This window comes from Staphylococcus epidermidis, assembly GCF_006742205.1.
In the GTDB taxonomy this organism is placed as follows: Bacteria; Bacillota; Bacilli; order Staphylococcales; family Staphylococcaceae; genus Staphylococcus; species Staphylococcus epidermidis.
The window spans coordinates 1,714,332-1,727,725 of sequence record NZ_AP019721.1 but is presented as its reverse complement, the minus strand read 5'-3'; the positions used below and the strand labels follow the sequence as shown (position 1 = coordinate 1,727,725).

Genomic DNA, 13,394 nt, shown 5'->3' with positions numbered 1-13,394 from the left:
CATTTATAAGTTTTCTTGTAATTGACTGACAACTTAACTTACACATAGTGTAGTCAGTTTGAACTAATTTATTTAATTAAATGTTACAAATTGATAAATGATATGATTCTTTCATGAATTACTATAGAATTATTCAAACATTTGAGATAAAATTTTATTATCTAATTATTTAGAAAATTCGTAACATTCTAAGGGGTGTCTTGGCTTTTGAAACAAATAAAGAAATTACTTGTTGCTAACCGTGGTGAAATCGCCATTAGAATTTTTAGAGCGGCAGCAGAATTAAATATCAGTACAGTAGCAATTTATTCTAATGAAGATAAAAGTTCGTTACATAGATATAAAGCAGATGAATCCTATCTAGTTGGAAGTGATTTAGGACCTGCTGAAAGTTATTTGAATATCGAACGTATCATCGAAGTAGCTCTTCGCGCAGGTGTCGATGCAATTCATCCTGGGTATGGTTTTTTAAGTGAAAATGAACAATTTGCACGCCGATGTGCTGAGGAAGGCATTAAATTTATAGGTCCGCATCTTGAACATCTAGACATGTTTGGAGATAAGGTTAAGGCTAGAACAACTGCTATTAACGCTAACTTACCTGTAATCCCGGGTACAGATGGTCCTATTGAAAGTTTTGAAGCTGCAGAACAGTTTGCTAATGAAGCAGGTTACCCACTTATGATTAAGGCCACAAGCGGTGGCGGTGGTAAAGGTATGCGAATCGTTCGTGAATCAAGCGAATTAGAAGACGCTTTCCATCGTGCGAAATCAGAAGCCGAAAAGTCATTTGGTAATAGCGAAGTTTATATCGAAAGATATATTGATAATCCAAAGCATATAGAGGTTCAAGTTATTGGTGATGAATTCGGGAATATCATTCATTTGTATGAAAGAGATTGCTCCGTACAACGACGTCATCAAAAGGTTGTTGAAGTTGCACCTTCAGTAGGTCTTTCTAACAAATTAAGAGAGCGAATTTGTGATGCCGCAATTCAACTGATGGAAAATATAAAATACGTCAACGCTGGAACAGTAGAATTTTTAGTTTCTGGGGATGAATTTTTCTTCATTGAGGTTAATCCACGTGTTCAAGTTGAGCATACAATTACTGAAATGATTACTGGTATAGACATTGTGAAAACGCAAATTTTAGTTGCTGATGGAGAATCGTTATTTGGAGATAAAATCTCTATGCCACAGCAAAATGAAATTCAAACATTAGGGTATGCGATACAATGTCGTATAACAACTGAAGATCCTACTAATGATTTTATGCCAGATTCTGGCACAATTATTGCATATCGATCAAGTGGCGGTTTTGGTGTGAGACTTGATGCAGGGGATGGATTCCAAGGTGCAGAAATTTCACCTTACTACGATTCACTATTAGTTAAGCTTTCTACACATGCCGTTTCATTTAAACAAGCTGAAGAGAAAATGGAACGTTCATTACGCGAAATGCGAATTCGTGGCGTAAAGACGAATATTCCATTTCTCATCAATGTTATGCGTAATGATAAATTTAGAAGTGGTGATTATACTACTAAATTTATTGAAGAAACACCTGAACTTTTCGATATTGCACCGACATTGGACAGAGGTACCAAGACTTTAGAGTATATTGGTAATGTGACGATAAACGGATTTCCTAATGTAGAAAAGCGTCCAAAACCAGAATATGAATCTACCAAAATCCCAAAAATTTCTCAAAAGAAAATCAATCAGTTATTTGGAACAAAACAAATTCTTGAGCAACATGGACCAACAGGTGTTACAAATTGGGTTAGAGAACAAGAAGATGTTTTAATTACCGATACTACATTTAGAGATGCACACCAATCTTTACTTGCAACACGTGTAAGAACAAAAGATATGATGAACATTGCATCTAAAACTGCTGAAGTTTTTAAAGATAGTTTTTCATTAGAAATGTGGGGTGGTGCAACATTTGATGTCGCCTATAATTTCTTGAAAGAGAATCCATGGGAACGTTTAGAAAGATTGCGCAAAGCCATTCCGAATGTGTTATTCCAAATGTTATTACGAGCTTCGAACGCAGTAGGTTATAAAAACTATCCTGATAATGTAATTAAGAAATTCGTTCATGAAAGTGCAAAAGCTGGTGTAGATGTTTTCCGTATATTCGACTCATTGAACTGGGTTGATCAAATGAAAGTAGCGAATGAAGCTGTTCAAGAAGCTGGAATGGTATCTGAGGGTACAATTTGCTATACAGGTGATATTTTAAATGCTGAACGTTCCAATATTTATACTTTAGATTATTACGTTAAAATGGCTAAAGAACTGGAAAGAGAAGGATTCCATATATTAGCAATTAAAGATATGGCTGGTTTATTGAAACCGAAAGCAGCTTACGAATTAATTGGTGAATTACGTGAGGCAACACATCTTCCAATTCATTTACATACACATGATACTAGTGGAAATGGATTGTTGACATATAAACAAGCAATTGATGCTGGCGTAGATATTATAGATACTGCTGTTGCATCTATGAGTGGTTTAACGAGTCAACCAAGTGCAAATTCATTATATTATGCACTAAATGGATTTCCACGTAATTTAAGAACTGATATTGATGGGTTAGAAGAGTTGAGTCATTACTGGTCTGTAGTCAGACCTTACTATGCAGACTTTGAGAGTGATATCAAATCACCAAATACAGAAATTTATCAACATGAAATGCCAGGTGGCCAATATTCAAACTTAAGTCAACAAGCTAAAAGTTTAGGATTGGGCGAACGTTTTGATGAAGTCAAAGAGATGTATCGTCGTGTCAACTTCCTGTTTGGAGATCTTGTAAAAGTAACACCATCTTCAAAGGTAGTTGGAGATATGGCACTATATATGGTGCAAAATGATCTTGATGAAGATACGGTCATCAATGATGGTTATAAATTAGATTTCCCAGAATCTGTTGTGTCATTCTTTAAAGGTGACATTGGACAACCTGTCAACGGATTCAACAAGAAATTGCAAGATGTTATTTTAAAAGGACAGCAACCAATTACTGAAAGACCAGGTGAATACTTGGAGCCGGTCGATTTTGAAGCAATCCGTCAAGAATTAAGCGACATACAACAAGACGAGGTAACAGAACAAGATATAATTAGTTATGTACTTTATCCGAAGGTATATAAACAATATATTCAAACGAAAGAGCAATTTGGTAATGTATCTTTACTGGATACACCGACATTCTTATTTGGCATGCGTAATGGTGAAACAGTTGAAATTGAAATTGATACTGGTAAACGTCTAATTATTAAATTAGAAACAATCAGTGAACCAGATGAGAATGGTAAACGTACAATTTATTACGCTATGAATGGTCAAGCAAGACGTATTTATATTCAAGATGAAAATGTTAAAACGAATGCTAATGTTAAACCTAAGGCGGATAAATCAAATCCAAATCATATTGGTGCTCAAATGCCTGGTTCTGTAACTGAAGTCAAAGTGTTTGTAGGCGATGAAGTTCAAGCTAATCAGCCATTATTAATCACTGAAGCAATGAAGATGGAAACGACGATTCAGGCACCATTTGATGGAATTATTAAACAAATCAATGTTGCTAATGGAGATGCCATTGCCACAGGAGATTTATTAGTGGAAATTGAAAAGCAATCATAATTAAAATGACCATCTAGATTGATATGATATTTAGATGGTCTATTTATACTTAAATATATTGAAACACGCCACTTATCTTACCGTTATGGTATTTTGAGTGGCGTGTTTCTTTTTAATTGTTATAAATTTATAGAAAAATAAATTATTTTTGACTTCTCGTCGTTCTTAACATTAGTAAAATAAAATAAGCAATCATTCCGAATAAGTAAGTGATAAACAAAGCATGGAATAACGCAATAATTAAATTGACATTAGTTATGACTGATAAAGCACCTGTAATAACTTGAAGGATAACAAGTATAAATGATGCAGTATAACCATAACGTACAGTTCGATTATCTGAATAATTCTTAATAGCGTGTATAAATGTAATCATAATCCAGATAAAAGTGATGAGCGCCATACCTCTGTGCGAAAATTGTACCCAATCATGCGCATTATGAGGAACGATATCATCAAATGGAATAGGCCAAGCACCATAAGCAAGACTTGATTTAGTATGTCTAACTAAAGCACCTGTATAAATAGTTAAGTATACGATGATAGCCATTAACCAAGTTAAGATACGTAAAGGTTTGTGAATAAATAAAATGTCAGCTTCATATTTTTTGTCAATTGAGAAAATAATTAATGTCATTAAGAAAACAGAAGAGAAACTGATAAGTGAAATACCAAAATGTAGCGCTAATACATAAGGATTTTGTTGCCATATCACAGCAGCAGCACCTACAAGTGCTTGAACTAATAAAAAACCAACACTAATAATAGAGAGTGGTTTGATTTCTTTAATATATCCAATGTTTTTCCAAGCTGTAATTACAAGCCATAATACAACTATAAGTGAAATGGCTGATACTGCGCGATGACTCAGTTCTATAATTGTTTGTATTGGTAAATTTTCTGGAAGTAAAGCGCCATTACATAAAGGCCAAGACGAGCCACAACCATCTTCTGATCCCGTTTTAGTTACGAGGGCGCCACCTAATTGTACAAAGGTCATAATAATCGTAGCTAAAACACCTAACCATTTAAGGTTTTGCTTTCTAAACAATGATAAACACCCCATCATTAATTTAAAGTATTAAATTATAATATTACATAATTGAATAAAGTCATTGAAAGACTCGTTAATTGATACTTCATTAAATACGACACTTGAAAAAATGACTTTAAATTAATGTACATATTTTTACTTTTAACTTATTATATCAAGAATAACATTTTTAAGTGTGTCACAAAATTGACGATTTCTAATGTCGTAAAAGTGTCACAATTTAATTTTATAAAACCTAGTCTTTTTGTGTGATTTACTATATCATTATATTATATGAGAAATTTAAGGAGGGGAATTATGAACAAAGATCAAACTTTGTCACATACTACGGGCCGTGTATCCTTCAAAGAATTACAACAAATTATTAAAATGGGCCTTGTTCAAGGTAATTTAATACCTGCTTTTGCAGGCGCATGGCTTGCAATAGTAATGACAAACCATTCCTTCCTATCTTCCATTCCACAAATACTATTGATGCTAGTTGGCTCTACGCTTATTATGGGGGGCGCTTGTGCTTTAAATAATTATTATGATCAAGATATTGATCGCATTATGCCTAGTAAGCAAAGTAGACCAACAGTAAATGATAGAATATCTGATAGAAACTTATTAATGTTAAGTTTTGGGATGATGTTAATAGGTGAAGCATGTTTATTCTTATTAAATATACCTTCTGGTGTTTTAGGATTAATTGGTATTGTTGGATATGTATCTTACTATTCAATTTGGTCTAAGCGCCATACAACTTGGAATACTGTTGTTGGAAGTTTTCCTGGAGCTGTACCACCATTAATTGGTTGGGTAGCTATCGATGGATCATTAAGTTTAGCAGCAGTAGCACTCTTTTTAGTTGTCTTTTGTTGGCAACCTATCCATTTCTACGCTCTAGCAATTAAACGTAGTGATGAGTATGCGCTTGCAAATATTCCTATGTTACCATCAGTGAAAGGTTTCAAACGGACAAGAGTAAGCATGTTTATTTGGTTAGTGTTATTATTACCATTGCCATTCTTATTATCTAATTTAGGCGTAACTTTTGTTGTTATTGCTACACTACTTAATTTAGGATGGTTAGCTTTAGGTTTTACAACGTTCAGAAAAGAATCTAATCAAACTAAATGGGCAACGCAAATGTTCGTTTATTCATTGAACTACTTAGTAGTATTCTTTGCACTCGTTGTAGTTGTTTCATTAATCAAGATGATATAAATTAACTTAAGTAAGGATGAAACTTATGAACGTACCCATTTTACCAACGATAAGTACATCGTGTATTGTTATTAGTGCGATTTTAGTCGCTATTGGTTGGGCATTGATTTGGAAACGTCAAGTTCATAAGCATAAAAACATTATGCTATGGGCTGCCTTTTTCGCTTTAACATTCTTTATTATTTATGCAGCAAGAACTATTTTTATCGGTAATACAGCTTTCGGTGGACCAAGTTCTATTAAAGTTTATTACACTATTTTCTTAGTTTTCCATATCATTCTTGCAACAGTTGGTGGCGTTTTAGGCTTAATTCAAATCATTTTAGCCTTCAAAGATAAACTTCATATTCACAGAAAAATTGGGCCTTGGGCTTCAATAATTTGGTTCTTTACCGCAATTACTGGTGTTGCAGTTTATGTATTGTTATATGTATTGTATCCAGGTGGAGAAACAACATCATTGCTTAAAGCTACATTAGGTCTATAAATTTTCTTTATAAGAGCCTGAGACACAAATGGTTGTCTCAGGTATTTTTATGTACTGAACGTAGATAACTCAGTTGTCATGTTGTCATAAACTATACAATAAACATACTTTTTATTCCTAATCATTATCTACTATTTCTACAGTTACAAACGTATCAAATATGATTCAAATCCTATATAAATATTTTAAATAAATCTAAGCGAGATCTGTAATCATACTAAAGTCATTTTTTACTGACTCGATATATATCTATTTAATATTTAGATTTTAATATGTTTAAAAATTCATTCATGTTCACTTTCGTATAAATAACGAATACAAAAGTATTTAAAATTTGTTTTATAAGAATAATGATGGGAAATGTTTACACGTTTCACTTATGTTGAAAAAGGTTAGTACATTTTTGTACAATATATATAATTATTAAGAGGTGGGTGAAAGATGAAGAAGTTAATAATTAAAGTTATTGGTGTTATATTATTAGTGACATTTTTAATTTATCTCTTTTACTCACCACGTTTAAAGTTTGATGTTCTAGAGAATCCAAATAAAAATAGCAAAACGACTAAGACAGAGCAATTTAAACAGGTGAATAAGGATGCTGAGAACCCTAAACCTAAAGAAGGGATAGGGACTTGGATTGGAAAAGATATTAAAACACTAACGCATCATTATGGACAAGCTGATCGGTCTTATCCATATAAAAATGGGTTAAAAAATTATGTCTTTAAACAGAAAGATGAATATTATATTGTAAGTACTAATAAAGGAACAATCACATCAGTTTATGCCACAGGTAAAGGTGTGAAAGTGAGCCCACTTAAAATAGGTGAAAGTTCATCTCATATTTTTGAAGATACTAGTATTAATCCAGAACCAACTGTCAAAACGAAAGGTAAAACTTATAAATTTGAAATGTCTGATGAAGACTTAAAGACACAGACGTTAATTAAATATGGAGATGTTTATGCTCAAATATATTCTGATCAACAAACTAATAAAATTTTGGCAGTGAGATTTTTAGATGCAAATACATTGGCAACACTACAACCATATAAGTTAAATAGAGCAGAAGATGAGAGACAAATTAGTGAAAGTTCCGACGATAAAATTCCACATGAACAAAACCCTAATCAATTGATTACACTCTATGAAGTAACGAATAAAATGAGAGAAATGAAAAATTTAAAATCACTTAAAGTTAACAACGATATTGCTCGTATTGCTGCTATCAATCTGTATGAAGCAACGGATAAAGGATCAAACAGTGTGGAGTTTACTGAGAATGCTTTAACACAACAACTGGATGAACGCCATGTAAGTTATAAGTCAGCAAGTCAAAATGTAGGTTATGATTTTGACGATGTACCTACACTTATTCATAGTTGGATTAATTCTGATATTCATCGCTCACGCTTGTTAAGTAATAAATATGATGAAATGGGTGGAGAAGTGATGAGTGATTATTATTCATTAATATTTGTAGAAAAGTAAAATAAATAAAGGATGATTCTGTGATTACTGAAGAAACATTAGACATTTTAGATGATATTGAGGATATCTCGGATATGATTGTACAATCTGATATTTATGTCTCATACCGACGAGCTAAAATGCAATTAGATGCTGATGATGAGGCAAGTCTACTTTATCAAGCTTTTCTAAAAGTGAAAGATAAGTATGATGATGTGATGAGATTTGGAAAATATCATCCCGATTACAAAGATATTATGTTAGAAACTCGAAAACGAAAACGTGCTTATGAAATGCTTCCAGTAGTAATGGAGTATAAAGCAAAGGAAGTGGCATTACAAAATTTAATTGACGAAGTGATGTCCAAAATAGCATTAGCTGTTTCTGAGCATGTAAAAATTGAAACAGGTAATCCTTTCTTCCAAACTGGACATGATGGATGTGCATCTGGTGGCACATGTAACTGTTCATTGTAATTAAAAGACATGATCAAAGCATTAATTAATCAGTAATAACAAAGACTTATGTTTGTTTAATTAATGTTATACAGAAGGTAAATCTATGTAATCAAGAATTTGTTACTTTGAAGGAAGCGGTTGGTATCATTTAGAAGAGAAGTGAAATGGATTAATAAACTATTTCACACCTCTTTTTATCCATTATATTTTTTGAAAGGGTAAGTCTACTGTATATACATTCTATAAAACAAAATGTTAGATTCGCACTCTATCAAAGTCATTTCTATCTTTAACGATGATTATTTATAAAAATATATTTATACCGTGCAAACTATATACAAAGTTAAATAATGATATCGTAAATATCGCATTATTTAGTCAAAGATAAATTAATGTTATAAGACTAAAAATGAATGTACTTTCACTTCAGAAACGCGCGGATAATACGTTAAATACCTAGGACAAGTTGGATGTCCTAGGTATTTTTAGTTAAATTAATCATAAGTAATCATTACGAAACTTATATTTCAATTTATTTTAAAGTTTCTTTAAATTGTTGACCTAAATCTGGGCGATCTGTAACTAAAGTATGAACACCTTTATGATATAAATCTGTCATTAAATCTATACTATTCACACCATAGTAACCGGGTACAATATTATTTAAGTTAAGCCATTGAATGAAACGCTTAGAAGTTAATGAAATTCCTTTATATGCAACTGGCATTTGGAATGTGTCTGCTTGTGGTTTAAATGTGTGACCTAACATGCCGTTAAATTTAATAAAACCTTCAGCAACTTCGCCTTCACTAGCACCGATAGCAATGTCAGCTTGGTTATACTCAGTGAAACGTTGAATTTGTTTTTTATGGAAGCTTGTAACGAGCACTCGATGTTGCGCCCCATGTTTGATGATATTATCGTAAATCACTTTTGGTGCGATACGACCTTCATATGTGTCTGGCGCATCTTTTAAATCCACATTGATATACATATTAGGGTACAATTCAAGCAGTTCCTCGAATGATAAAATCTTAGCTTTATCGTGCCCGCGATAAGGTGTTTGATTATTGATGTCAGTAAAATGATATCCCGCATCTAATCGTTTTAGTTCAGCTAGAGTATGTTCACTCACTTTACCTGAACCATTAGTTGTACGGTCGACAAGTGCATCGTGAAAAACAATGAGTTGTTCATCTTTAGTTAGTCGTACATCTGTTTCAAAGCCATCCAATCCATATTCAACAGCATTATCAAATGCCAACTGTGTTTGCTCTGGTCGCATTGCCATGCCACCTCTATGTGCAAATATGTAAGGTGCTTGTCCTGAGAAGAAAGGTGGAATAGATTTTAATTGTTGCGGTGATTTATTTTTATTTTTTAAAAAGTAAAATAGACTGCTTATAATACCGGCTGTTGCCAACGTACCATTAATAAACCATTTTTTTGAATGAGCCATAATCGAATCCTCCTAGTGATAGTTAGAGTGTGTGTACCCCAACATTATTGTTGGGTACGATGGTTATGATTCCTTTTACTCATTATCATTTTAAGATAGATAAGTTTAAAGTCATAGAGTTTCAATATAACTTTTATCATTTAGGTTAATCCTTAGTCATTTCATTACTTATAAAGTCATGATATGATAACAAATGTATAAATAATGGAGTGAGTAAGAAATGAATATAATTCCTAGAACGAGTTTAATTATTTATTTAAAACATATGAAACATGAGCGACAAATTAGAAAATATGGACACATCGTGCACTCAAACCGTCAACGAAAATATGTTGTGATGTATATAAATGAAGCAGATGCTGACAATATTGTTCATAAACTTATGCAACTCAAGTACGTTCACGACATTCAAGGTTCCCCATATAAATATTTGAAAAAAACATATGAAAAAGAAAAACATGAAATACAATAGAGTATCAATTTATTGCAAAGGTGGTATCCATCTTTGAAGACGCAAAACACTGATAAGGTAGTTAAAATATAATTCTAAGTCTGGATATACATCAGGAGGTTGTACGTCGATACCTACAACTGGTATGTCATAATTTTCTGCAGCTGAATTAATCATATTGAATTTTTTGTTGCCCTCTGGATAGGGATATTTTAAGGCATTTGTCATGATATACATAGCCTGGAAATGTTTTTCAGCAGTAGGGTTCATTATTATTGCAACGGACGATAATTGTTTCTCAGAATGAGGTGTATGGAAATACACAATACGATTGATTCGCTTATGATTATATTCTATAAGAGTTGTAAATTCGAATAAATCGGTTAAACCTTCACCAATTTTAATAAATGATTGTTTCATAAATAAATCAAACTCCTTTATCTTCAAATTATATTAAATAAATGAATGAAATGGAAGTGTGAGTCAATGCGTGTAATTGCGGGTAAGCATAAAAGTAAAGCGCTAGAAAGTTTAGAGGGGCGAAATACTCGTCCAACTATGGATAAAGTTAAAGAAGGTATTTTTAATAGTTTATATGATGTTTCTGGTTTAGGATTAGACTTATTTGCCGGTAGTGGTGCACTTGGCATTGAAGCATTATCCCGTGGTATGGATAAAATGATTTTTGTAGATCAAAATTTTAAAGCGGTCAAGGTTATAAAAGCTAATCTTAATCAATTAGATTTAATGTCACAAGCTGAAGTCTATAAAAATAATGCTGACAGAGCACTTAAAGCACTTGCTAAACGAGAAATACAATTCGATGTTATCTTTTTAGACCCACCTTATAATAAAGGGCTTATAAATGAGGCGATTTCTCGTATAGCAGAGTTTAACTTATTAAAAGAAAATGGTATTATCGTTTGTGAGTTTAGTCATAATGAAGAAATAACAATTGCGCCATTTCAAATGATTAAGCGTTATCATTATGGTTTGACAGATACTTTGTTACTTGAAAAAGGAGAATAATATGAGTAAGACAAGAGCAGTTATTCCCGGTAGTTTTGATCCAATTACATATGGTCACTTAGATATCATTGAAAGAAGCGCCGACCGCTTTGATGAAATCCATGTTTGTGTACTAAAAAATAGTAGTAAAGGTGGAACGTTTGACTCAGAAGAACGCATGACGTTGATTGAAGAGTCGGTTAAACATTTGCCTAATATACAAGTGCATCATTTTAATGGATTGCTTGTTGATTTTTGTGATCAAGTAGGTGCAAAGACAATTATTCGAGGTTTAAGAGCTGTAAGTGACTTTGAATATGAACTACGACTTACTTCTATGAACAAAAAGTTAAATAGTAATATTGAAACAATGTACATGATGACAAGTGCAAACTATTCATTTATAAGTTCAAGTATTGTTAAAGAAGTAGCTGCATATCAAGCGGACATTTCACCTTTTGTACCACCTCATGTCGAAAGAGCATTAAAAAAGAAATTTAATGTCTAAGGCAACTGTACATATAGAGGTGTATAACAGTCATTTAGTTCTATATATGAAATAGGCTGCCACCTCTTAATCATCCAGTCAAAAAATCCCTCAATAGGGTATCTAATTGTAAGATACTCTATTGAGGGATTTTAGTCATAATGAACAACAAAATTACAATAAAGATGTTATAGTTTTTGTTCATAATGATTACAGCAAGATATAGATAATATGAAGCGATACACCCATAAGAGCAGAGTCTTTTATTATAAAGTTGATAGAAAGGTGACTCTTTATACGAAATATGACAAAAAAGTTCAGGTCAGTGAAAGAATAACGTTGACTACAATGGGATTAAACTACAATTTATGTTTTGTATCTAACACTATGATTGAGCTGTAAGATTTCGGGTCTTTTATAACATTTAAATGCGTACTAAGGGTGTGTTAAAGTCTGTCTGTGATTGATTACTTAATAGATTATATACATGAGTCGCTTTAATTTCATTTTTAAAATAGTGTGCAGTCTTTTGATTTACATTAGTAATGTAGTGACGATTTGGATAATTAGCTTTTAAATATTTTAAATATGAGCGTCCTTTTTCACTCATTCCTAAAACTCTAACAGCGTTAATTTCCTTGTTAACATCATCTTTTGTTATATTTAATAACACATTCATTAATACACGTTGAATATATGTCTGCGTATAACGTTTTGTTTTAAGGTTTGATAATAGAGACTCAAAGGAATCGCTTCGATGAATCATTGTTTGCAAGCGATTTTCAAACCCCTCATTTATTGTGTAAATAGAATGAAGGCTCTCTTTTGGTTGTGTAATTAATTGGTGTTTGATAAAAGGAAATGTATCCTCAACCGTAGTATGAGGTTTACAATATAAAGATTGTATTTGATTTGGGACCACATTTTTCCAGTCTACATTATCATTCATTAGCGAACGCCTAATAGATGTTCCACTTGCAAAATGATGGTGATCAATTACTTTTTGATGATGAAGTGAACCTTCTCTTTTAATAGTCAATGCTGACATGTGAGGCGCAAATTGCTGCATTGCTTTAAGGTAGCTTATTCCTAAAATATTGTTTGGAGATTGTAAAAGTGTGTCGTTATGTGTTAACTCACTTAAGATTCGTGGATAGCTTTTACCTTGTTTTAATTTCTCTTTAAAATCTGGATGTTTTTCATAGTCAATCATTTGTGTTGCAAGATATTGTAAATCTTTTAAGGATGCACTTTCACTGCCAAAAGATATAATATCTATATCGAGATACTGAGCTGTTTTAATAGCTATTTCCGCAAAGGTATCACTAGAAGATAGGCTACCTATCATTGGTAGCTCAACGACCAAATCTACGGCGGATAAAGCCATTTCAGTGCGTTTAAATTTATGGTAGATTGCTGGTTCTCCACGCATCACAAAATTGCCACTCATAATAGCAATAGTTACATTAGTTTCAGAGCGTTGTTTTGACAATGTAGCGTGAAATAAGTGCCCGTTATGAAAAGGATTATATTCAGTTATCAGTCCAACACTTTTCATTTGCATTTCTCCTTTTCAGTATTCATCATTAGTATTGTAACAGAACGAGGTATGTTAAGAAAAAATCTTGACAACTTTTGTTTAGAAAGTTAA

General features: G+C 32.5%; 12 protein-coding genes. 8 read left to right on the top strand and 4 right to left on the bottom strand.

What is annotated here, in order from left to right; genetic code table 11:
• Window positions 1-207 precede the first annotated feature (207 nt).
• Entirely contained in the window at window positions 208-3,657 is a 3,450-nt protein-coding gene (locus FNL83_RS08370) for a pyruvate carboxylase (RefSeq protein WP_002489770.1), read from the top strand.
• 142 nt (window positions 3,658-3,799) lie between these two features.
• On the opposite strand, the gene FNL83_RS08365 is transcribed toward FNL83_RS08370, so the two are convergent.
• On the bottom strand, window positions 3,800-4,708 hold the full coding sequence (locus tag FNL83_RS08365) for a COX15/CtaA family protein (RefSeq protein WP_001830131.1): 909 nt from the start codon (window positions 4,706-4,708) through the stop codon (window positions 3,800-3,802).
• Between the two features lie 300 nt (window positions 4,709-5,008).
• Here FNL83_RS08365 and cyoE point away from each other — a divergent pair, with 300 nt between their 5' ends.
• The 4 genes from cyoE (at window position 5,009) to FNL83_RS08345 (ending at window position 8,356) form a co-directional block, all read left to right on the top strand.
• Window positions 5,009-5,920 (top strand): heme o synthase, encoded by a 912-nt coding sequence (cyoE, locus tag FNL83_RS08360; protein ID WP_002469568.1) that lies wholly within the window; start codon window positions 5,009-5,011, stop codon window positions 5,918-5,920.
• A gap of 25 nt (window positions 5,921-5,945) precedes the next feature.
• On the top strand, window positions 5,946-6,407 hold the full coding sequence (locus FNL83_RS08355) for a DUF420 domain-containing protein (RefSeq protein ID WP_001830117.1): 462 nt from the start codon (window positions 5,946-5,948) through the stop codon (window positions 6,405-6,407).
• A 441-nt stretch (window positions 6,408-6,848) separates the two neighbouring features.
• On the top strand, window positions 6,849-7,901 hold the full coding sequence (locus FNL83_RS08350) for a CAP-associated domain-containing protein (RefSeq protein ID WP_002489756.1): 1,053 nt from the start codon (window positions 6,849-6,851) through the stop codon (window positions 7,899-7,901).
• 20 nt (window positions 7,902-7,921) lie between these two features.
• Window positions 7,922-8,356, top strand: coding sequence for a YlbF/YmcA family competence regulator (locus FNL83_RS08345; protein ID WP_002470243.1), 435 nt, complete (start codon window positions 7,922-7,924; stop codon window positions 8,354-8,356).
• Between the two features lie 514 nt (window positions 8,357-8,870).
• Here FNL83_RS08345 and FNL83_RS08340 read toward each other — a convergent pair.
• Complete coding sequence (locus tag FNL83_RS08340) at window positions 8,871-9,797, bottom strand: lysophosphatidylglycerol phospholipase D (protein ID WP_001830132.1); 927 nt, start codon at window positions 9,795-9,797, stop codon at window positions 8,871-8,873.
• 220 nt (window positions 9,798-10,017) lie between these two features.
• On the opposite strand from FNL83_RS08340, the gene FNL83_RS08330 reads away from it, so the two are divergent.
• Window positions 10,018-10,269: a DUF2129 domain-containing protein gene (locus tag FNL83_RS08330; RefSeq protein ID WP_002439362.1), complete on the top strand. Its 252-nt coding sequence runs from the start codon at window positions 10,018-10,020 to the stop codon at window positions 10,267-10,269.
• Window positions 10,270-10,278: 9 nt separating this feature from the next.
• On the opposite strand, the gene FNL83_RS08325 is transcribed toward FNL83_RS08330, so the two are convergent.
• Entirely contained in the window at window positions 10,279-10,668 is a 390-nt protein-coding gene (locus tag FNL83_RS08325) for a DUF7147 family protein (protein ID WP_001830114.1), read from the bottom strand.
• Between the two features lie 66 nt (window positions 10,669-10,734).
• Between FNL83_RS08325 and rsmD the strand changes: the two genes are divergently transcribed.
• Both rsmD and coaD read left to right on the top strand, forming a co-directional pair.
• On the top strand, window positions 10,735-11,277 hold the full coding sequence (rsmD, locus tag FNL83_RS08320) for a 16S rRNA (guanine(966)-N(2))-methyltransferase RsmD (protein ID WP_001830140.1): 543 nt from the start codon (window positions 10,735-10,737) through the stop codon (window positions 11,275-11,277).
• A 1-nt stretch (window position 11,278) separates the two neighbouring features.
• Window positions 11,279-11,764, top strand: a complete 486-nt coding sequence (gene coaD / locus FNL83_RS08315; RefSeq protein ID WP_001830072.1) for a pantetheine-phosphate adenylyltransferase — start codon at window positions 11,279-11,281, stop codon at window positions 11,762-11,764.
• A 403-nt stretch (window positions 11,765-12,167) separates the two neighbouring features.
• Here coaD and FNL83_RS08310 read toward each other — a convergent pair whose 3' ends face one another.
• Window positions 12,168-13,301 carry a nucleotidyltransferase gene (locus FNL83_RS08310; RefSeq protein ID WP_002470248.1) on the bottom strand — a complete coding sequence of 378 codons (1,134 nt, stop codon included), beginning with the start codon at window positions 13,299-13,301 and terminating at the stop codon, window positions 12,168-12,170.
• Between the last annotated feature and the right edge of the window lie 93 nt (window positions 13,302-13,394).